19 protein-coding genes are annotated in these 20,822 nt (G+C 46.3%); 6 read left to right on the top strand and 13 right to left on the bottom strand.

From position 1 onward, the window contains the following. A partial coding sequence (locus UXZ23_RS08910) for a DEAD/DEAH box helicase (protein WP_320820248.1) occupies positions 1–988 on the bottom strand: 988 nt, incomplete at its 3' end. A gap of 9 nt (positions 989–997) precedes the next feature. Continuing rightward, positions 998–1,546 (bottom strand): YaeQ family protein, encoded by a 549-nt coding sequence (locus UXZ23_RS08905; RefSeq protein ID WP_320820247.1) that lies wholly within the window; start codon positions 1,544–1,546, stop codon positions 998–1,000. Between the two features lie 168 nt (positions 1,547–1,714). Here UXZ23_RS08905 and UXZ23_RS08900 point away from each other — a divergent pair, with 168 nt between their 5' ends. Further along, the gene (locus UXZ23_RS08900; protein ID WP_320820246.1) at positions 1,715–2,089 is read left to right on the top strand and encodes a helix-turn-helix transcriptional regulator; all 375 of its coding nucleotides are present in this window, start codon (positions 1,715–1,717) and stop codon (positions 2,087–2,089) included. After that, entirely contained in the window at positions 2,086–3,405 is a 1,320-nt protein-coding gene (locus tag UXZ23_RS08895; protein WP_320820245.1) for a type II toxin-antitoxin system HipA family toxin, read from the top strand. Before UXZ23_RS08900 ends, UXZ23_RS08895 begins: the two co-directional genes overlap by 4 nt. A gap of 71 nt (positions 3,406–3,476) precedes the next feature. Here the strand turns inward: UXZ23_RS08895 and UXZ23_RS08890 are convergent, their stop codons facing one another. From UXZ23_RS08890 to UXZ23_RS08870, 5 genes are all read right to left on the bottom strand, one after another. Continuing rightward, complete coding sequence (locus UXZ23_RS08890; protein ID WP_320820244.1) at positions 3,477–3,941, bottom strand: hypothetical protein; 465 nt, start codon at positions 3,939–3,941, stop codon at positions 3,477–3,479. Between the two features lie 40 nt (positions 3,942–3,981). Next, complete coding sequence (locus tag UXZ23_RS08885) at positions 3,982–5,925, bottom strand: putative bifunctional diguanylate cyclase/phosphodiesterase (RefSeq protein WP_320820243.1); 1,944 nt, start codon at positions 5,923–5,925, stop codon at positions 3,982–3,984. 104 nt (positions 5,926–6,029) lie between these two features. Continuing rightward, positions 6,030–6,284: a DUF2789 domain-containing protein gene (locus UXZ23_RS08880; RefSeq protein WP_320820242.1), complete on the bottom strand. Its 255-nt coding sequence runs from the start codon at positions 6,282–6,284 to the stop codon at positions 6,030–6,032. 35 nt (positions 6,285–6,319) lie between these two features. Further along, positions 6,320–7,423, bottom strand: coding sequence for an acyl-CoA desaturase (locus UXZ23_RS08875; RefSeq protein ID WP_320820241.1), 1,104 nt, complete (start codon positions 7,421–7,423; stop codon positions 6,320–6,322). A 145-nt stretch (positions 7,424–7,568) separates the two neighbouring features. Beyond that, positions 7,569–8,606 (bottom strand): AraC family transcriptional regulator, encoded by a 1,038-nt coding sequence (locus UXZ23_RS08870; RefSeq protein ID WP_320820240.1) that lies wholly within the window; start codon positions 8,604–8,606, stop codon positions 7,569–7,571. A 140-nt stretch (positions 8,607–8,746) separates the two neighbouring features. On the opposite strand from UXZ23_RS08870, the gene UXZ23_RS08865 reads away from it, so the two are divergent. Both UXZ23_RS08865 and UXZ23_RS08860 read left to right on the top strand, forming a co-directional pair. Further along, a complete protein-coding gene (locus UXZ23_RS08865; RefSeq protein ID WP_320820239.1) occupies positions 8,747–10,477 on the top strand; it encodes an AMP-binding protein in 1,731 nt (576 codons plus the stop codon). Between the two features lie 201 nt (positions 10,478–10,678). Beyond that, positions 10,679–12,481 carry an acyl-CoA dehydrogenase C-terminal domain-containing protein gene (locus UXZ23_RS08860; RefSeq protein ID WP_320820238.1) on the top strand — a complete coding sequence of 601 codons (1,803 nt, stop codon included), beginning with the start codon at positions 10,679–10,681 and terminating at the stop codon, positions 12,479–12,481. Positions 12,482–12,551: 70 nt separating this feature from the next. On the opposite strand, the gene UXZ23_RS08855 is transcribed toward UXZ23_RS08860, so the two are convergent. Then, positions 12,552–14,339 (bottom strand): hypothetical protein, encoded by a 1,788-nt coding sequence (locus UXZ23_RS08855; RefSeq protein ID WP_320820237.1) that lies wholly within the window; start codon positions 14,337–14,339, stop codon positions 12,552–12,554. A 274-nt stretch (positions 14,340–14,613) separates the two neighbouring features. Between UXZ23_RS08855 and UXZ23_RS08850 the strand changes: the two genes are divergently transcribed. After that, positions 14,614–15,189 (top strand): OmpW/AlkL family protein, encoded by a 576-nt coding sequence (locus tag UXZ23_RS08850; protein WP_320820236.1) that lies wholly within the window; start codon positions 14,614–14,616, stop codon positions 15,187–15,189. Positions 15,190–15,277: 88 nt separating this feature from the next. On the opposite strand, the gene UXZ23_RS08845 is transcribed toward UXZ23_RS08850, so the two are convergent. The 4 genes from UXZ23_RS08845 to murI form a co-directional block, all read right to left on the bottom strand. Next, on the bottom strand, positions 15,278–16,021 hold the full coding sequence (locus tag UXZ23_RS08845; protein ID WP_320820235.1) for an SDR family oxidoreductase: 744 nt from the start codon (positions 16,019–16,021) through the stop codon (positions 15,278–15,280). Between the two features lie 155 nt (positions 16,022–16,176). Next, positions 16,177–17,574 carry a cardiolipin synthase gene (cls, locus tag UXZ23_RS08840; RefSeq protein WP_320820234.1) on the bottom strand — a complete coding sequence of 466 codons (1,398 nt, stop codon included), beginning with the start codon at positions 17,572–17,574 and terminating at the stop codon, positions 16,177–16,179. 26 nt (positions 17,575–17,600) lie between these two features. Next, positions 17,601–18,152 carry a GTP cyclohydrolase I FolE gene (gene folE / locus UXZ23_RS08835; RefSeq protein WP_320820233.1) on the bottom strand — a complete coding sequence of 184 codons (552 nt, stop codon included), beginning with the start codon at positions 18,150–18,152 and terminating at the stop codon, positions 17,601–17,603. Positions 18,153–18,222: 70 nt separating this feature from the next. Continuing rightward, positions 18,223–19,029, bottom strand: a complete 807-nt coding sequence (murI, locus tag UXZ23_RS08830; protein ID WP_320820232.1) for a glutamate racemase — start codon at positions 19,027–19,029, stop codon at positions 18,223–18,225. 118 nt (positions 19,030–19,147) lie between these two features. Here murI and UXZ23_RS08825 point away from each other — a divergent pair, with 118 nt between their 5' ends. Further along, the gene (locus UXZ23_RS08825; protein WP_320820231.1) at positions 19,148–20,143 is read left to right on the top strand and encodes a DUF484 family protein; all 996 of its coding nucleotides are present in this window, start codon (positions 19,148–19,150) and stop codon (positions 20,141–20,143) included. 104 nt (positions 20,144–20,247) lie between these two features. Here UXZ23_RS08825 and UXZ23_RS08820 read toward each other — a convergent pair whose 3' ends face one another. Continuing rightward, the gene (locus tag UXZ23_RS08820) at positions 20,248–20,817 is read right to left on the bottom strand and encodes a YceI family protein (protein ID WP_320820230.1); all 570 of its coding nucleotides are present in this window, start codon (positions 20,815–20,817) and stop codon (positions 20,248–20,250) included. Between the last annotated feature and the right edge of the window lie 5 nt (positions 20,818–20,822).

Raw genomic sequence — 20,822 nt, 5'->3', positions numbered from 1 at the left:
CGGCCACTGGCGGAAGATCGTGGTTGACCACTGCTGGTAGGTTCGCAATATCCAAACCGCGAGCCGCGATGTCGGTAGCAACTAATATCGGTAATTTATGCGTTTTAAAGGCATTTAAAATACGATTACGTTCGCTTTGGTGTTTATCACCATGTAATGCTTCGGCTTTAAAGCCTTCTTCTTTTAATTGCTCTAATAAAACATCGGCACCGGCTTTGGTCTTAGTAAAAATCAGCACCTGTGACCATTTATTTTCGCGCAGTAGGGTGATGGTCGCGTTGCCTTTATCGGTATGATCGACCGGCACGAGCCATTGCTTAACATCAATGCTGGTGCGGTTTGCTTGGGCCTGACCGAGGGCGGTAGCGTTGGGCATGATCATGGCGGCCAGTTCACGTACTGGCTCGCTTGATGTCGCGGAGAACATCAGGTTTTGGCGGGTTGCCGGTAAGCGCTTGATAATCAGTTGTAAGTCATCGGCGAAGCCCATATCTAACAGGCGATCAGCTTCATCCAAAATCAAACACTGCAATGCTTCAAAATCGAGGATGCGGTTATTCATCAGCTCGTATAAGCGACCTGGCGTCGCGACAACAATGTCGCAGCCTTTGAGTGCGTCTTGACGCTGGCGTGCGTTATCTTGCCCGCCACAAAGCATGAGTACTTTCTGGTCGGTTAGCTTGCCGTATTGGTTCAAACTGGCTTCGAGCTGTTGTGCTAGTTCGCGCGTGGGCGCAATGACTAACACTCGCGGTAAGGCTTTATCGTATTCATTGAGTGGACGCGGGTGTTGCGCCATCAGTTGTAATACCGGCAATACGAAGGCGGCTGTTTTACCGGTTCCGGTGGGTGCCGCTGCCATTAAATCTTTACCGGCCAGTACCAAAGGAATTGCCGCTAGCTGAATCGGTGTAGGGGATTCGTATTTTAATTGCGCTAGACGTTGCAGCAGCAGTGGGTGTGTAAGTAGATTTGAAAACGTTGCCATAGCTGAGTCTCAGTGTTTCGCGGCTTGCAAAACAGTTGGTTGAATTTCAATGCTACGATCCGTATTCCCTAACCATAAGGTAGCGTCTTGGATGCTTGCCTGTAAGCGCATGGTCCGCTGGGCTAGGGTATCCAACTGTTCTATTGCTGTTGGGTTCAGCGCAATGACCGTTAAGTTATCAAAGCGGCTGCATTTTTGTTGATTTTGCTGCCACCAGATATCGAAAGCATTGCCATGATAACCATAGAGGATGACTTGGCGGGAACGACTGCAGGCTTTACGCAGGCGTTTTTCATCCGGACAGCCAAGTTCAATCCAAAGCTCGATCTCATCCGATAGGCTTTTTTGCCAAAGATCTGGCTCGTCATCCGTGCTCAGACCTTTAGTAAACTCTAAACTTTCAGAAGCATTTAATACAAAGGCGGCAATACGAACCATCATACGTTCGGTGGTTTCCGACGGATGTTGTGCCAGAGTCAAGTTATAGGTCTGATAATGATGACGATCCATATCAGAGACGGATAACTCCGCTTTGTAGATGGTTGCTTTTATAGCCATGAAACTGTGCCGATGCTGAATAGGGGTTGAGCGAGAGCGGGTACTCTACTGCTTTTCTGGCATGACGCAACGCTTATCCTTACTTGCTGGAAACTTTATCTAATTTAAGTGTTCATATTTGATTAATAGTGGCCTATATTGTTATTAATAATTCATATGTGAATATTTATGGAATACTCATCAGTTAGTAATTTAGTCGTGCTAGAGCAATTGGGTGAGCGTTTTCGCAGTGCTCGTTTGAGCCGTAACTTAACTCAAGCGCAGCTGGCTGAGGCTTCGGGCGTAAGCTTGTCGACGCTACGGCGTTTAGAGAGCGGGGCGGATAACGTCAGCTTAATGAATATTATTGCCTTAATGCGTGCTCTAGGCGTGGTCGATCAGCTCGATTTGTTACTACCGCCGCAGCCTCCTAGTCCTATGGCGAGCTTGCAGAATAACGGTGCAGGGCCGCAAGTCGATAACGGCGGCGAGCGGCAGCGTGCATCTGGCAGCCGTCAGGTCGCCGAAGATAAGGGCACTTGGTCATGGGGCGATGACGCGTGATTTCTGTGGCAGAAGTTCGCCTGTGGGGAATAACCATTGGTGCTGTGCAATGGGATGCGCAGCGTCAGCTTGGTTTCTTTGAATACGCGAAGCCTTTTTTACGCTCGGGCATTCAGCTTTCGCCACTGCATATGCCGCTGGGTGCCGGCGTGTTTTCATTTCCTGCTTTGAATAAAGAATCGTACAAGGGTTTGCCAGGTATGTTGGCGGATTCGTTGCCGGATAAATTCGGTAATTTGCTGATAGATCAGTGGTTGGTGAGTCAGAATCGTGAACCGGGCAGTTTTAACCCCGTGGAACGTCTTTTGTATATGGGTATTCGCGGTATGGGCGCGCTTGAGTATTTACCAGAAACTCCACGCACTCGCATTCCTGATCAGCAATTAGAAATGTCCAAGCTGGTGGATTTAGCGAATCGTGCTTTAGCTCAGAAGGATAGTTTGGCCGCCAAGCTTGGCCATTCTGCCAGTGATTCTGTGACCGATACGCAAGCGTTGCAGCAGATTATTTCTGTCGGTACGTCGGCGGGAGGTGCTCGTGCTAAAGCGGTTATTGCTTGGAATGAAGCAACTCAAGAAGTTCGCTCAGGGCAATTAGATTGCCCAGAAGGGTTTGAGCATTATTTGTTGAAGTTCGATGGTGTGCAGGGTAACCGTGATAAAGAGTTGAATGATCCACAAGGATTTACTCGTATCGAATATGCTTACTCGCAAATGGCTAAAGCCGCTGGGATCGACATGATGCCGTGTCAGTTGTTAGAAGAAAACGGGCGGGCGCATTTTCTAACACAACGTTTTGATCGAATAGGCGGCAAAGATAAACTGCACATGCAAACGCTCTGTGGTATTGCGCACTTCGATTTTAATATGGCGGGTGCGTATTCGTATGAACAAGCGTTTCGGGTGATGCGCCAAATGGGCTTGCAGGATTTACACCTAGCACTTGAGCAGCAATTTCGTCGTATGGTGTTTAACGTGATGGCACGTAATCAAGATGACCATACGAAAAACATCGCCTTCTTGATGAATAAACGCGGCGAGTGGCGCTTGTCTCCGGCCTACGATGTGACCTATTCGTATAATCCGAACGGTGAATGGACATCTAGTCATCAAATGAGTGTTAACGGCAAACGCGATGGATTTGTGCTGGATGATCTGGTTGCTTGTGGTGCAACGGCGGATGTCAGTGAGCGCCGTGTTCGAGCGATAGTCGGTGAAGTGGGGGAGGTATTAAAAACCTGGTCTCAGTATGCTGACGATGCGGGTATTGAGGCAAGTTGGGCGGCGGAGATTGGCGCAAATTTTCGTAAAATATAAGTGATCATATATGAGCGTTTAGTGGTTATTTCGTGTTCTAAGCGCTCATATTTGATTGTTTAAATTCCTATTTAGGCGTGTTCGCGAGCCCATAATTCCAGCATCAATCGTACGCGTTCGTCACAAGGCTGGTGGCTGAAATCAAGATCATCATACAGCTCGGAAATGCCACTTGGATTGGTGATTTCGTCACTTAAACGACCAATTTCCATGCTCACTTCGCGGCCGCAGCTATCGTAGAGTTTATCCAGTAACTGAGTCACTCGTTCCATATCTTCGGCGATCAGGAAGGGCTGTTCTAGGTCGTGTTCGAGTTCGCGAATAACCGACCATCCCGTTTCTCCGCGCTGGAATAGGGTGTCTTGAGTGATGCCGTGGAGATCTTCGAGTGCGTAGTCCCAGTCTTCCCAATCGTCGTCTGGTTGGACCAGTGTAGTTTTGATTGAGCCATCATCGAGTGACCAAGCAATCGCTATTGGGTGTGCATCTTCTTCATAAGAGCTGCCATCAATCGCGATAAAGTGGGGATACTTCACAATAATCTCTGCCTCTCAACTCGTGCATGGAGGCAGGAATTTATAGGCAACGTTGGCGTTTGGCAAGTCGCTCGCAAGTTCGGTCGGCTGGGTGCAGATACAAGCTTGCCTGTTCTGCGCTAACGGGATGACCGTAATAATAGCCTTGAGCAAGGTCGCAACCATTGCGAATAAGGAAATCTGCCTGTTCGGCGTTCTCGATACCTTCCGCGACAATTAGCATATCTAGGTTTTTACCTAGGGTGATAATGGAAGCGGCAATTGCTTGGTCTGCGTTACTTGAGCTAAGGTCTTTGACGAAGGTTCGATCAATTTTAATCGCGTCGACAGGAAGATTTTTGAGGTAATTTAGTGAAGAAAAGCCCGTACCAAAATCATCCAGATAAATAAATATACCGTTTTCGCGGAAGTATTCGAGTACCGCGCGGGCATGACTTAAATCCTGCATTAACAGGCTTTCGGTTATCTCAATTGAGATCAGCTCGACTGGAACATTCATGTCGCGAATGATTTGCACAATTTCGTAGTGAAAGTTTGGGATCAAGAACTGCCGCGGCGAGATATTAATGCTGATGTTGGCACTGTAGCCCTGGTCGTACCAGTCTTTGGCTTGCACGCAAGCTTGTTGCAAAATCCAATAGCCTATTCGCCCAATCATGCCGGCATCTTCAGCGATATGAATAAAGCTCTCTGGTGAGATAAATCCGCCATTGGCTTGAGGCCAGCGAAGTAGCGCTTCAAAACTGTGAAGATGGCCAGTTTCCATACCATCGGGAAGGTCGCGTAGACATACCTTCGGCTGATAAAACAGCTCTAGTTGGTTCTTCTCTAAGGCACTACGGAGGTTGGTTTCTAGTGACATGCGCTGCAGTGCAATGCGCTCAAGTGCAGGGGTAAAAAAGTGGAAACAGTTCTTGCCATTAGCTTTGGCGCGATACATAGCAATATCGGCATTGCGCATTAATATCCCCGAGTCTTCACCATCGGTTGGATACATAGCGATCCCCATTGAGGCACCGATGACAAATTCACGTCGATCAAGGCGAATAGGTTCATAAAGGGTTTTCAATACGCCTTCAGCTAATGTAAGGACATCTTCATGGCCTTCAACTTGTTCGAATATTATCACGAATTCATCACCGCCAACGCGAGCTAGGGTATCTTGTTTTCTGAGATTCGCTTGTAAGCGTGCGGATACTTCTTTTAGTAATTCGTCACCATAGTTATGACCAAGACTATCGTTGATGGTTTTAAAGCCATCAAGGTCTAGGTAACAAAGTGCAAAGCGTCGGCGCTTCCGTTGTGATGTCGTAATGGCTTGCTCTAGACGCTCTTGCAGGCGTACGCGATTCGGCAGACCCGTTAGGCTATCGTGGTACGCTTGGAAGGTAATAGTGGCTTCTTTTTCGTAAATCTCACTGATATCGCGCAGCATCCAGATTAATCCAGCGACGCTATGACGGCAGGCATAAACCTCTAACCAACGGCCATCTTTCATGCGATAGACTTCATGGCTATCGCTACCAAGCGCACTTAATGCGTCTACTTGTTTGTATAGTAAGCTCGGATTCGTCGCGAGACTTAAAAAGTTACGAAATAAATCGACGCCCGACATAGTGCTCATACGCTCTTGATTGAGCATTACTAACTCTATATAGCGACTGTTGAAAGCAATAGGAGCGTCATCGTGACCAACGACCAATACGCCTTCTTTGGAGGCATTTAATGTCGCATTTAGAATTTCGTAAGAGTGCGCAAGATTTCCTTGCGCTTGACGCTGGTTTTCTAAGTTGCGAATAAGGCTATCATTACGTTCGATTAAGGTGCGCGCACTCATCTCTAGCGACTCTTCAAGCTGAACGCGTTCTAGCTCGTTGGCGCTATAGGTATTACTGATGCAGGCCAACAGGGCAAACATATCGTCACTGAGTGGCGCATCTTCTGAAATGAATTTTTGAAGTTGTTGTTTCAGAAGCTGATGCATGAGGTGGTAAAACCTCCTTTGCTAATGGCCCAAGTCGTTATGCTCGGGCTTATTTTTATTATTGGTACTATTTTGATGAGATACCTTGCTCATCAGCCCTTAAGTTAAGAGGGACGAATATCTGCTTCGTGTCGTATCAGGCTGTCTAAGGTATCGATCACTTCAGCCCAATCGGCGTCAATTTCAACAGCTTCCTGCAAGAATGCCTGTTGTGATTCATTAAAGAAAGACATTTGATGGATATAGACGGCGTCACCTACCGGCTTATGTCGTTCAATAAATCTAGCAATCTCGCTATCGCTGGAGGGTAATCCTAACTGGTCAAACAAACTGTTGAGTGTGTGAATTGGTTGTTCCATTTTCGAACCCTCTCTTGCTTGAGTGTTACACCATTCTAACAGGTCTGCGGATCAGATTGCGAACTGGCCTCCGTGGAGTCATACCGCCCCAAATCTCGCAAGTGGCAATAATGCCCCGCTAATGCGGCCCAGAGCGTTGGGTAGCTGCGTAATTCGTACCCCAGTTCTTTGGCTTTTTTGTCAATCAATGGGTGAATAGCAGGGTAGTGAACATGGCTAATACGCGGGAATAGATGATGTTCTGCTTGGAAATTCAAACCGCCTAATGCCCAGGTTAGGAAGCGATTGTTAGTGGCAAAATCAACCGTAGTTCGCATTTGGTGCACGGCCCATTCGTCTTGTAATACACCGTTTTCATCAGGGCGTGGGAATTCTGCTTTGTCGACAACATGTGCCAGTTGGAAGACGACTGCGAATAAAAATCCTAATGCTGCATGCATGATCAGGAAGCCCCATATGACCTGTTCAGTTGTCATAACTAGGGCAGGAAGTACTAGGTATATGCAGAGATAGACGGCTTTAGATACCCAAAACTCAGCGTGATCACCAAATGACATGGGCTGGCTATAAGCACGTTTAGCTATTTTTTGGCTTTTGTAGGCTTTGAAATCCAGAGCAAAGAACCAGAACAAGGTTGTGATGAGATACAAAAACCACACGTATATGTGCTGAAAGCGATGGAATGGTAGGCGTTGTTGGTGTGGACTCATACGAAATAGGCCTAGGGCATCAATATCTTCATCGGCTTCATCGACGTTAGTAAAGGCGTGATGATTACGGTTGTGCTTTTGCGCCCAATAAAAGCGATTGCTACCAATCAAGTTGAAGGTTAACGCCATAAGACGATTCAGTTTACGCGATGAGCTAAAAGAATCGTGCGCGCCATCATGCATGATGTTAAAGCCTACTAGTGCTGTGGCAACGCCGTGTAATAGCCAAGCGGCGATAACCCAGTTACCTGGCAGCCAATACAGTGCTGAGTACGAAAAAGTATACATAGCCAGTATCACGAGCGCTTTATTATGTAATGTTTTATCGCCCGTCTTGCTGATATCAGCCGCTTTGAAATAGTCATTCGTCAGGGCTGACAGCTGCTGATATACGGGCCGCTGACCGCTAGGGAAGTGAATATTACTCATTATTTCTCTTATTCTTTTTTATGGTGAGTGATTGCCACCGGATGGCGTCATAATACGATATTAGACGCACAGCGCCAGAAGTATGTCGTAATGTTGCTGTGATTTGGTTACACAGCGTTACCCGACTGTGTACTAGGTCACACTATTAAGCATTTTTCTGTGTCTGTTTACGAAATGTACGGGGAGACATATCTAGCCAACGGCGGAACGCCCGGCCAAAGTTGGAGGGATCGTTATAGCCAAGCTGATGAGCAATCTCTTCGACACTAATACTCGTATTCTGCAGCAAGTGCATCGCTTGCTCGCGCCGAGCTTCATCGACAATGTTTTGATACGTCGTATTTAGCTGGGCTAGCTTGCGATTAATCGTACGTGGGCTGGAACTTAAGGTTGATGCCATAACCGTTAACGTTGGAAATGCGTCCATTTTTTCCAGTTGACGTCGAATGCGTGTTACTAGGTCCTGTCCGCTATCCAGCTCCGACAACAACTTTTCACATTCGGTTTCGGCCATCCGTCGTGCAGTGTTGTTCGCTGTGGAGACTTTGATGTCGAGTAAGCTACGAGGAATGCAGAGTTGGTTGTGTGCTTGCTGTAAATGCACCGGCAATCCCAATAATCCTTCGTAGCAGGATACAGGACGTGCAGGTTTTTCAGTTAGGCGCACAATGGCGTTTAATTCCTGTTCGTCGCGGGTAAGAAAGCGAGCAATTGTCACAAAGGTTGAAATAATGTTGTGCACGACAAATGAGAAGGTCGTTGGCATGGCTGCTAAGCGGTTGATTTGAATAATCGCTGAGTCGTCATCGTGGATAAATCGAATATCAGCCAGAAGAGTACGAGTGCGGGCGTAACGAATTGCGAGAGATAGAGCTTGCCCAAGATTGTCGCTGGCCATGATGGCGAATCCTAAGAACCCATGACTTGAAATACTCATGCGTTTGCCATGCTCAAGACCTAGTAAAGGATCGCCACTCAAAATCAGCGCATTTTCAATGACCTTGTGGTACTGCAGCGGTGAAATAAACTCTTCCGGAGAGGCTAGCGATTTAACAGACAAGCCAGTGCCTTGCGATAACTGCGCAGTATTTATACCTTGCTGGGCCAGTAGGTCGATTAACTGGGACAGGTATTCAGTTGAAATAAAGGCGCGTGATGCGGCACTAATGCTGCTGCTCGACATAGAAAACGTTAAAACTCCAAAGTTCCGTGGCGTTATATGACCAGAATCATGTCACGAAATCCACTGTTACTTAGATGTCCTTTCCGTCATAGTCTTGTCATTAAAAAAACAATGACATAAGTCTATGAGGAGCAACCGACGTGGAAGCACAATTCTGGAATGGTAAAAGAGCCCCTGGCGTAAGCGATACTATTAATTTGGATGAGTACGATTCCGTTGTAGAGGTGATCGAGAGTGCTTTCAAACGTTACGCTGATCGTCCTGCATTCACCAGCATTGGTCATACACTGAGTTACCGTGATATTGACAATTATAGCGCGGCTTTCGCTTCTTACCTGCAAAATCACACCACACTGAAAGCGGGTGATCGTATTGCGATCCAAATGCCTAACATTCTGCAATTTCCAATTGCTATGTATGGTGCTCTGCGTGCGGGCATGGTGGTCGTGAACACCAACCCGCTGTATACCGAACGTGAGATGCTGCATCAATTCAACGATTCGGGTGCGAAAGCATTGGTATGTATGGATGTATTCGCTCGATCTGTACAAAACGTATTAAAAGATACCGGCTTGAAACACGTTATTGTTACCAGCTTGGCCGATATGCTACCGCAGCCAAAGCGAGCACTGATTAACTTTGCTACGAAGCATGTTAAGAAAATGGTGCGTAGTTACAGCCTGCCGGACGCTGTTAGCTTTCGTAAAACCCTAAAGTTGGGTGCGCGTGCGGGTCGTTATCGTGCAGAGCATTTGATTGGTTCTCAGCAAACAATCATTTTGCAGTATACCGGTGGTACTACCGGTGTTGCCAAAGGTGCAGAATTAACCAATCAGAATTTGATCGCTAACATGCAACAGGCGCGGTCGTTGCTTATGCAGGTAGACGAGAGTGGAAAGCTGATCAAACCTGAGGGCGGTGCTAAGGTTGTTGCACCGTTACCGCTGTATCATATCTACGCATTTACTGTACATTTGATGGCCTTATTTGAGATGGGTGATCAGAGTATTCTTATCGCTAATCCTCGTGATACCGGCATGTTTGTGCGTATGATCAAACCTCATAAGCTGACCGGCTTCGTTGGTTTGAATACCTTGTTTGTGTCTTTGATGAACCACCCTGAATTCAAGAACTGCGATTTCAGTGAACTGAAACTGACCTTGTCTGGGGGGACTGCGCTGGTGGCGGACACCGCCAAACGTTGGAAACAATTGACCGGAAGTGGTATTTCTGAAGGCTACGGTTTAACTGAATGCTCTCCTGTCGTATGTGTTAACCCGACGGGTGGTTTGGAGCGACTAGGTACCGTTGGTCAGCCAGTTCCTGGTACTGCATTAAAGTGCATTGATGACCAAGGCAACGAAGTGGCGATTGGCGAGCGCGGCGAGTTATGTGTTAAAGGCCCACAAGTCATGAAGGGCTACTGGAATCGTCCAGAGTCTACTGCGGAATCATTTACTCCAGACGGCGAATGGCTGCGTACTGGCGACGTTGCCGTGATTGATGACGATGGCTTTGTTAAAATTGTTGATCGCATTAAAGATATGGTTTTGGTTTCTGGCTTTAACGTTTATCCGAATGAGATTGAAGACGTAGTTGCAACGCATCCTGGGGTTGAAAACTGTGCGGTTATTGGTGTTCCAGATGTGAAGACGGGAGAAGCCGTTAAGCTATTTGTTGTCGCTATCGATAAGAGCCTCACTGCAGACGATATTATGGCCCATTGCCGTTTGAGCCTCACAGGTTACAAGCTGCCCCGCCATATTGAATTCCGCGACGAGTTACCAATGACACCTGTCGGTAAAATTTTACGTCGTGAGTTGAAAGACGAAGAGGCAGCAAAGCGCACTAAAGAAGCAATACCCGCGTAACACTATCCCGGCTCAAATCGTCATAGTGCAATTCAAGCGCCCACCATACACTGGTGGGCGTTTTGCTTTCAGACGATAGGTTTACGATTCTTCGTCAATTCACCCATTTGACGCCTATATATGGCAGTCTAGCCAATGGCTAGGCGGCTTTCGGCTGTAAGAATGCCACCGTTTACACCTCCATAAGAAGAGATGGTTTTAATGATTCAGTACAAAGCGCCTATGCGTGACATTCAGTTTTTGATTAACGACGTTTTTGATTTTCAATCTCACTACAAAAATATCCCAGGTGGCGAAGAAGCTTCTCCTGAAATGGTTGATGCGATTCTTGGCGAAGCTGCACGTTTCAGTGAAGAAGTACTGTCTCCACTTTATCAAGTGGGCGATGAAGGCTGTGTCTTCGACAATGGTGAAGTAACTACCCCTAAAGGTTTCAAAGAAGCATATCAACAGTATGTTGATGGTGGTTGGCAGGGTATGTCTGCTCCTGTGGCCTACGGTGGCCAAGGTTTGCCAGTATCTCTAGGCGTTGTTAAGTCTGAAATGATGGCGACGGCCAACTGGGTTTGGAACATGTACCCAGGCTTGTCTATGGGTGCTATGAATACTGTGTATATGCACGGTACTGAAGAACAAAAGCAAACCTACTTAGTGCCAATGACTGAAGGACGCTGGACCGGCACTATGTGCTTAACAGAACCACAGTGTGGTACTGACTTAGGCCAAGTAAAAACTAAGGCAGAATTAAATGCGGATGGTAGCTACAACCTAACCGGCACTAAGATCTTTATTTCGTCTGGTGAACACGATTTCACTGACAATATTGTGCACATCGTATTAGCACGTCTACCAAATGCTCCAGAAGGTACTCGTGGTATTTCTTTGTTTATCGTGCCTAAGTTCAATGTGAATGCTGATGGTTCATTGGGCGAACGCAACCCAGTTACTTGTGGTTCTATCGAACACAAAATGGGTATTCACGGTTCTTCAACCTGTGTGATGAACTTTGACAACGCTAAAGGCTTCCTGATCGGACCTGAAAACAAAGGTTTGCAGTGCATGTTCACCTTCATGAACACCGCTCGTATCGGTACCTCTATTCAAGGTGTTGGCGCGGCTGAACTGTCATTCCAAGGTGCACTGCCATACGCACGCGATCGCCGTTCTATGCGCTCATTGAGTGGCAAGAAGAGCCCGGACAAAGTAGCTGATGCCATTATAGTTCACCCCGATGTACGTCGTATGCTTCTGACTCAGAAGGCGATTGCAGAAGGTGGTCGTGCGATGCTGTATTACGCTGCGATGCTAGCCGATAAGATGACAGCTGCTCATGATCGTGGGGATACCAAAGGTTATGAAGATTGGGATGATAAATTAGGTTTCCAAACCCCAATTTTGAAAGCATTTCTAACTGAACTTGGTTATGAAGCGGCTAACCACGGCGTGCAGGTATACGGTGGTCACGGTTTCATTAAAGAATGGGGCATGGAGCAGATTATCCGTGATACGCAGATCGCCAAGTTGTACGAAGGTACAACCGGTGTTCAGGCGCTCGACTTACTTGGCCGAAAAGTATTGATGGGCAAGTTGAAGCCATTCAATGATTTCCGCGAAGTGGTTAGTGAGTTTATTAAAACTCATCAGAACAAAGCAGAAATGAAGACATTTATTAAACAATTGAAGCGCTCTATGTTGGCATGGCGCCTTAGCACTATGCGTATTGCTTTTAAAGCATCAAAAGATCGCGATATGGTCGGTTCAGCATCGGTTGATTACCTGATGTACTCTGGTTACATCGTGATGGCGTTCTTCTGGGCGAAAATGGCGGACGCTGCTTTCTCTAAATTGAAGAGCGGCGGCGACGCTGATTTCTATCGCGCTAAGATCCAGACGGCTGAATTCTACTACGATCGCATGCTTCCACGAGCTAAAGGTCACGGTAAGATGATGTTGAAAGATCCGAAGTCTCTGATGCAAATGAAAGATGAACATTTCTCTTTTTAAGTTTTAGTAGAGCAAAAAAATCCGGCTTATAGCCGGATTTTTTTTGCCTATCGTTTGCAAGTAGTCGCCCTCAAACGTCCGGTTGATCAGGAAACAACGAGAAGCTGTAGCGCGTTTCCAAACGACCTGGGGATATTAGTTTGCGCGAGAATTCACCATGGAAGCGAGATGTCACAATAAAGTGGCAGAGATCTCCGTGCTTATGTTCGGGCGCTTCTTCAATATCATTGACGAGATCAAAGGTGGCGACCACTAGAGCCATATCATGATCGACACGGAGTTCTAATTCGAATTGACGGCAATTTGCTAATACTGGCTCTTGCTCAAGCAGGTGCTCTAATTGAAAGACAACCAACCCAGGGTTTTCATTCATCATTAGTGAGAAGGGCAACTTCGTGTTTGTTTGAATATCTTTGAAAGTATCGGATTCTCGTAACCAGCTTTGAATGCAAGAAGCCATATCAAGAGCGATTGTTTGATCGTTCAGCGAGATATTTAAATACTGTTGGTATACGGCTAAAGAAGAAGTCGCATCAATATCATTTTCTTCTGAGAGCTTATCTAGTTGTTTAAGCAGCAGGCTATCAAAGTGCATTTGTGTCACATTACTGCTGTCGGCTTCCATGCGGTCTAAGCGGGTTTGTAGTTTACGAATGGTAGCATTGGCGCGCTGCTGTTCGTCATACAACTCTTCTGTTCGCTGCGTGACCTTGTTCTCTAATGAAACTGCTAATTCTTGAGCCTGGCGGCTTGCCGTATGCTCTTTGGTCTTATCGACGATACAAATCAAAACTTCATGAGGGCGGCTTTCGTTGTACTGAATGATCTGAAAAGTAATATCAAAGTAACATTTTTCATTGCGGAAGTTTACCATAGTGAATTCACCGTGAATTCGCGATATCCGCCCGTATAAGAGTTGATTGATGCGTTCGCGCTGTTCTGGCCCTTTAATGCCTCGAATGAGATCGCGGAAACGATCCATTGGGTGAGCCATAGATTCAAGCTCGGTCTGAGTGGTGGCTAGCTGGCGAGCAAAATGATTGTTGCAAGTCAGGCGGTCTTGATTAGAATAATACTGACAAAAACCGAGTGCAGCGTTGTCGATAGCAACGGATAGTTGTTCTTTGGTGTCTTCCAGTTGTTGCTGTGACTTTTGGCGTTCAATCATGTCGAGTTTGAGGGTGTTCCTCATCTGATTGATGGCCGCAGCCACCATATCCAGTTCGTCATTACGTTGTCTGTTGCCGGGAAAAATGAGCTCTTGATCAAGATTTTTTAGGTTAAAAGCGCCGGCCCATTCAGCCATAGTCGACAAGCGTCGCGTGATTAACTGGCGCACCATGAAAAGTACAAAAATAGAAACTGAGAAGGTCTTGAGAAACTGGCTGACGAGGATGTTAACGGCTTTGTGTTTTAAATCATCATAGAGGCCAGAGTAATCAACATTGATGTACAAGCTGCCCAACTGATACGACTGAGCTGCACTCTGATGGGTGAGTTCGAATGAATACTGATGATCCGTGCGGGCATATATATCGCCGGCGCTTTGGATCAGTTTATTACGGCTTTCAATGTAGACGTAAACAACGCCCGGAAAGTTAAGAATACCGTTCAGTTGAGATTCTATCTGGCGATTATCAAAGTTCCACAGACTGTAGCTGACGCTTTGCTGATAACTCGACTGGATTTGATTGAGGTTGTGGCTGACCTGCGACACGCCACGCTTGTAATCCGAAAATAAAATAAATGACGATGTTGCCATCGTAACGATAAAACTGAATCCTAAAATATACGACAATAGACGCAGGCCGACATGACTGCGCTGAACAAAGTCGTTATCCGGTAAAGAGTGTTTCAAAGCCGCAATATCCCTCTGTTTTCGTAAACGCCTATTGGCCCGATCTAAATATAGGCCATGCTTAGCTAATTTTCTTTTTTTTCATGATTAGAAAGGAAATCTTATGCCACATTTTTGAGAATTAGCCAAAATGTGCACACTAGTTGATCTGGAACATGGTAACTATTGGCTATAAAAGACACATCCTTTATTTCTTGATGTGCATCAACCTCGCACTTCATCCAAGCCGTAGACTGCACTCATTCCGTTACTGCACAGACTAAGGAGTGCACTTATGAAACTGTTAAAAACCATACTGGCCACCGCGATTGTAACCGCCGCTGTTCCTGTGATGGCATACGAAGCAGGTGATATTGTTGTAAAGGCTGGGGTGATTAATGTTAACCCTAAGTCTGATAGTGGTATTGATGGCGTCACCGTAAAGGATGATACCCAGCTTGGTCTGACGGTAACCTATATGGCTACGCCTAAGATTGGTGTTGAGTTACTGGCTGCCACACCGTTCAAGCACACAGTTGAGGCAGGAGGCGAACGTATTGGTACGGTAAAACATTTACCACCAACGATCTCAGCACTGTATTTTCCATTGTCTGGCGAATCGAAGTTACAGCCTTACCTTGGCCGTGGTGTGAATCATACGTTTTTCTTTGATGAAGATGGTGCGGTTGCTCATTTAGGCAAGAGCACAGGCTTAGCCATGACGCTTGGAGCTAACTATGATTTGGGCGATAATATGTTGGCAAGTATCGCAGCATGGAAAGTTGATATTGACGCTGAGTTAAATGATAGCGGTACCGATGTTGAGATTGATCCAATCGCGATTATGGTCTCTTGCGGTTATAAATTCTAAGTCGCTTCAGCACTAAGTCGTTACAGCACGATAGATGAAACAAAAACGCCATGCTTAGCATGGCGTTTTTGTTTTAACGAATGTATATCTAAAACATCTTGGCAACGACACTGTCTGGCATTTTTTTCATTAATACCCTGAGTAAGTTCCAAGGCCATGCAGGTACAGTGGCTTCTTTTTTCCGCTTACGAATAGCTTCTGCCATTAACCGTGCGGCTTTTGGTGCATTGATGACAAACGGGAATTTCTCCATATTGTCGGCCAAATCTGTTTTGATAAATCCAGGGTGTATGGTCGTTACTTGAATGTTCTTTTTGTGTAGCTCGGTTCGCACCGCCTCAAGGTAATTGCTAAGAGCGGCTTTACTTGCTGAGTAGGCGGCACTGCCCGGAATGCCCCGGAAAGCCGAGAACGAAGAAATGCCTACGAGATGTCCGCGATCTTGTTCGCGGAAGATAGCAATCGCGGCGTCAATGGTCGCAATCGCGCCAAGCAAGTTCGTTTGGATAATGCCGACGTCAATATCCAGTTTGCCGTTACCTGTGCGGCGTACACCAGTGACCCCTGCGTTAGCAATCAATACGTCGATACTACCTAAGCGCGCGGCGAGGGTGTTTAAAATTGGCGCGACACTGTCTAAATCATTCACATCTAGTGTTTCATAAATAAATTGCTGTGATGGGTAGTGAGCGTGCAGTTCATTGCAGAGCGCTTCCATGTTTTCAGCACGACGAGCGCACAAGCCGATATCGTAACCACGACCGGCATACTCCCATGCCAACGCGGCTCCAATACCTGAAGATGCTCCAGTGATGACAATGCGCTGTGACATGTTAATTCCTCTAACGATAGATGTTGTTATTAATATGAGCGTGTAGTGTTTAGGCACTAGTTATAAAGTAAAACGGTTAAATTGACTATTGTCGCTGATGATGGGGAATCATCTTTTACGCCACTATTCCGTTTGTCGGAGAATACTGTCTAAAACTATAGGAGGGGTGCCATTAGGCGGCAAATTTTACCAAGAAGCTGTTTGTGCCAGCGAGAGTCAACGAGGGTTGGGTGTGATTGCTGAAAATCTTCTAGCAACATATTTTCAATTTTTCGGGCGAAGTCATGGTCTTGTACCAAGGCGTTGGCCTCAAAATTAATACGCAGTGAGCGGTTATCAAGATTTGCGCTGCCTATGCAAGCCCATTCATCGTCGATCAAGGCAACTTTTTGATGAAGGAAACCATTGTCGTAGGTGAAAAATTGGATTCCTGAACGTTTTAGGATTTGAACATATTCTCGCGTAGCTTGAGTTACTAGCCAGCTATCGGATTGTCCCGGAAGCAATATACGAATATCAACTCCCCGCAATGCTGCAAGCTGTAAGGCAGAGAAGACGGTTTGATCAGGGACGAAATACGGGCTGACAAGCCAGCAGCGTTCTTTCGCTTGGTGTATCAAGTGTGTAAAAAATAAGCTGCCAGTTTCGTAAAAATCGGCGGGACCGCTGTTAATACACATAACTCGTTGTTCGCCGAATACTGAAGGGATATCCCAATTTAATTGCGGCTCTATACCGGTTGCCCAGTGCCAGTCTTCAGTAAAGGAGAGCTGAAACGCAAGGCTCGCAGGGCCGGATACACGAATATGAGTGTCACGCCAACGCCCAATGTCTTCATCTAAACCTAAGTATTCTTCACCAACATTGTATCCACCGGTATAGGTTGTTTGGCCGTCGATAACTACGATTTTACGATGATTACGAAAGTTTAAATGGGTCCGGTTGCGTAGTTTAATAGGATTAAAGCGGCTGACTTTAACGCCGCTAGCGACAAGACGTTGCAGAAATTCATCGTCCAAACCACCGGACCCTAGCTCGTCATATAATAGATAAACCCGCACTCCATATGTTGCTTTCTCACACATAACATCCGCGAAACGTTCACCGACTTGGTCATCGCGAAAAGTATAAAACTGTACGCACAATGTGTGTTGAGCGCATTGCATGCTATTCAGTATGGCGTTGTAGGTTTCACTACCTGTGGTCAAAATATCGCATTGATTACCGTCTAATTGCCCGATGCGAAAGAGTTTTTCTAGCGGTTTTGTCATCGGATTGGTCGGGCACTTGTGTGCCGCTAAGACATTACGCGCTTGGCGTTCTGTTGCGCTAATTCGATCATCACCATGACGTCGCGCACGACGGTATGCTTGGAAGCGCCTAGAGCCGAAGAACAGGTAAAAGGGGAGAGAAAGGACAGGCATTAACAGGAGAGCAAGAACCCAAGCGACCGTTCCTTGTGATGTTCGCCCTTGCCATAGTGCATCAATGGCAGCCAGTATGCCGAAGCTATACAGGAATATCGGCCAGATCCACCATTCGAGTTCTTGCATTGTTCTCCCGTTAAACGATGACCTTTCTACAGACCAACTAAGCGCATGAACTCGTCACGCGTAGCTTGATTTTCGCGGAATGCGCCTTTCATCACCGACGTGCGCATCATTGAGTTTTGTTTTTGCACACCTCGCATCATCATACACATGTGCTGGGCTTCGACAATAACACCAACACCACGGCAGCCCGTGACTTCCTCGACTGCTTCGGCAATTTGCTTCGTCATATTTTCTTGAATTTGTAAGCGGCGGGCAAACATATCTGTAATGCGAGCAAACTTTGACAGACCAAGTACATGACCACTTGGGAGATAACCTATATGGCAGCGGCCAATGAATGGCAGCATATGGTGCTCACACAGTGAATAAAACTCTATGCCTTGTACCACGACCATTTCGTCATTATCGCTACTGAATACGGCATTGTTAACGATTTCATGCAAGTTGGTCTCATAGCCACTCGTTAAGAACTGCATAGCTTTGGCTGCGCGTTTCGGAGTATCTAGCAAGCCTTCGCGATTCGTATCCTCGCCTAGTTCAGAGAGGACCTGTTGGTACAGGGTTTCAAGATTCGACATGTGATTACCGTAGTTAAATTCTATACCTGAGTATTTTACTCAAATTTTAAATACTTATACAAAGAAACTTCTATGTATAAGAAAATTCTTTTACTAATAGCGGTGCTGCGTGTGCAATCGAGCCCATTTGGCTAAGAAAATTCTCAGCAGCAGAAGGCATTTGATTGGCCGCTGTCCATGACAGCTGCAAATCACCGCTTTGGGTATCGTCCGCTGTAACCGGCAATAGTTGTTTTACACGTCGCGCAATAGCTGTACCTGAGTCAGTCCATTGAATCTTTGGCCATTGTGTTTGCAGTAACGGAGTTAATAGGGGGAAGTGAGTACAGCCTAATACTATGTGCGTCATAGTGGGCGTGGAATCAATCCATTTTCCAATATGGTCTATTACGGCACGATCGACGTCGTGACCTAGCATAAATTCTTCTGCTAACAACACCAGTTCACTGCTGCCAAAGCGATGTACAGTGCAACCTGACGCGAATTGCGTGATCAAATCGTCGGTGTAAGTACGGTTGATAGTTGCCGGAGTGGCCAATAGGCCTATGTGTCCACCGTGTGCTGAATTTGCCGCTAACTTTATAGCAGGGACAACACCAACAACGGGAATGGCGAGTTGCTCTCTCAAGGCGGGCAGTGCGATGGTACTAGCAGTATTGCACGCAATGATCAGTAGATCAGGTTGTAGTACCTCTACAGCACTACGACAGACATTCACTATGCGGCGCAGCAGAATATCATCCGGCTGAATGCCGTATGGAAATGCTGCATTATCCATCAGGTAAGAAAGCTTTAAATTCGGAAGTAATTGCCGAACTTCTTGCAAAATACTGAGGCCGCCGACACCTGAGTCGAAAATTAGAACCGTATGTTTCATTGCGCTGCAAAAAAATGAAAGGCAGCAGTTTAGCAAAGAAATGCAAATCTTTCCCCAGCCCGAGCGAAATCACCGCAAGCATCTATACTCTTCTCAACTTGATAGGAGCTGTAAACGAGTGGAACTGAAGGAATTACTCGAGAATGCCCGCCGTAATGAAGCCTTATTACGGCGTTTACAGGCGTTTGAGCTGCAATTGTTGTCCGCCCAGTCTTGGTTAGATTTTCTGACTCTGTTACTCGAAGCCCTACCGTCTCAATTTGAATTAGATGCCGTCACATTGAAGGTCTGTGACCCAGAGGGGTCTCTTAAGGCTTCAATGCTGCAATCGCTCGATTTAGAACAAGGCACTTTGCTTAATCAAATTGAATTTAAGGCACGCTTGCCTATGGTGAAGGCCGAACCTATTGCGCCGCCCCCTCCATGGCGCACGGGGTTGGGCTTACCTTTGATTCGCAATGGTGAATATTTAGGGCAATTGTGTCTGTACTCATCAAATGCAGATCGTTTTCAGAATGGTATGGCGACGGATTTTATGCAGCACTTAGCGGCGGTTATTGCTGCTTGCTTGATCATGGTGAAGCAGTCGGAAGAACAATCACGCTTGGCGCTAACCGATCCACTTACCGCTACGGAAAATCGTCGTGGCTTCGAACGCAGCTATCAGCGCGAATGGTCGCGAGGACAGCGACAATATCACGTGTTTGCGATGGTACTGCTGGATATTGACCACTTTAAAAAGGTTAATGACATCCATGGCCATGGCACCGGTGATAGAGTATTGCGCCAGCTATGTAAAACATTGAAAGGCGTGATGCGCCCGACGGATCATATTGGTCGCCTAGGCGGCGAAGAATTTGCTTTGTTGCTACCTGGCTGTCAGCCAGATCAGTTAGAAATGGTTGCAGCGCGCATACAGCAAGCGATTCGTGATATGGATATACGTAACGATGACGGTAAACAAGTACCGATTACGTCGTCAGGGAGCTATTTATCCGTTACACCACGACCTCATCAAAATTTAGGCTTAACAGATTTGTTGGACCATTTAGATGGGTATCTATATCAAGCAAAGGGGAAGGGAAGAGACTGCTTTATTCATGCCGCCGACTAATTGATGTTTCATACGCGGATAAAAGCCGCTCTTATACTTAAAGATAAGAGCGGACCTATGAGTGAACAGCGAAGCTTCTTTAACTATTTTATTACGGAGAAGATTTATTCTGGTTTAAATGTCAGAGTGAATGTCACGGGTACAACTTCAGAAATGCGCTCTAATCCAGCCATCTCTCGCAATTTTTGAATGCCAGTAACCAAATCAAATTGATTAGCTTGGATTAGAATTGGTAAGGCGCTGCTAACAACAACTGAGCCGTCCGATACGGGTGAAATAAACACAGGCAATTGGATTGGCACTTCTTTACCGTGTAGCGATAGTACGCCGGACAAATCTAAACTTTCTAATGAGCCTACATTCGCTTTGCTCATCATGTCTGCTGGAATTTGCGCAGTAAACGTAGCCGTTGCGAACTTAGGTGTTTCAAACAAGAACTCTTGCATGCGCTCGTTACGAATGGGTATACCCGTTTCTACGCTAGTAAGATCAACGATCAAAGTTGCTTTGCCGTCTTTCGTTACGCTGCCAGTCAAACGCTTGAACTCATGTACTTCTGTTTTATGCGTATTTTTAGTCGATAGAAAATGTATGTGAGATGGCTCTGACAATTGCCAGTCTGCGCTAACGGTTGCTGAAAGAAATACCGCGGATGCCATAATGAATGAACGCATAATCT

This window comes from Thalassolituus sp., assembly GCF_034111725.1.
Classification (GTDB): domain Bacteria; phylum Pseudomonadota; class Gammaproteobacteria; order Pseudomonadales; family Oceanobacteraceae; genus Thalassolituus.
This window is presented reverse-complemented; position numbering and strand designations above follow the sequence as displayed.

What these genes read in the sequence shown, in the direction of transcription:
- UXZ23_RS08905 (WP_320820247.1), bottom strand. Translation starts at nt 1,546, where the DNA reads ATGGCTATAAAAGCAACCATCTACAAAGCGGAGTTATCCGTCTCTGAT.
- UXZ23_RS08900 (WP_320820246.1), top strand. Translation starts at nt 1,715, where the DNA reads ATGGAATACTCATCAGTTAGTAATTTAGTCGTGCTAGAGCAATTGGGT.
- UXZ23_RS08885 (WP_320820243.1), bottom strand. Translation starts at nt 5,925, where the DNA reads ATGCATCAGCTTCTGAAACAACAACTTCAAAAATTCATTTCAGAAGAT.
- UXZ23_RS08880 (WP_320820242.1), bottom strand. Translation starts at nt 6,284, where the DNA reads ATGGAACAACCAATTCACACACTCAACAGTTTGTTTGACCAGTTAGGA.
- UXZ23_RS08875 (WP_320820241.1), bottom strand. Translation starts at nt 7,423, where the DNA reads ATGAGTAATATTCACTTCCCTAGCGGTCAGCGGCCCGTATATCAGCAG.
- UXZ23_RS08870 (WP_320820240.1), bottom strand. Translation starts at nt 8,606, where the DNA reads ATGTCGAGCAGCAGCATTAGTGCCGCATCACGCGCCTTTATTTCAACT.
- UXZ23_RS08860 (WP_320820238.1), top strand. Translation starts at nt 10,679, where the DNA reads ATGATTCAGTACAAAGCGCCTATGCGTGACATTCAGTTTTTGATTAAC.
- UXZ23_RS08850 (WP_320820236.1), top strand. Translation starts at nt 14,614, where the DNA reads ATGAAACTGTTAAAAACCATACTGGCCACCGCGATTGTAACCGCCGCT.
- UXZ23_RS08845 (WP_320820235.1), bottom strand. Translation starts at nt 16,021, where the DNA reads ATGTCACAGCGCATTGTCATCACTGGAGCATCTTCAGGTATTGGAGCC.
- cls (WP_320820234.1), bottom strand. Translation starts at nt 17,574, where the DNA reads ATGCAAGAACTCGAATGGTGGATCTGGCCGATATTCCTGTATAGCTTC.
- folE (WP_320820233.1), bottom strand. Translation starts at nt 18,152, where the DNA reads ATGTCGAATCTTGAAACCCTGTACCAACAGGTCCTCTCTGAACTAGGC.
- murI (WP_320820232.1), bottom strand. Translation starts at nt 19,029, where the DNA reads ATGAAACATACGGTTCTAATTTTCGACTCAGGTGTCGGCGGCCTCAGT.
- UXZ23_RS08820 (WP_320820230.1), bottom strand. Translation starts at nt 20,817, where the DNA reads ATGCGTTCATTCATTATGGCATCCGCGGTATTTCTTTCAGCAACCGTT.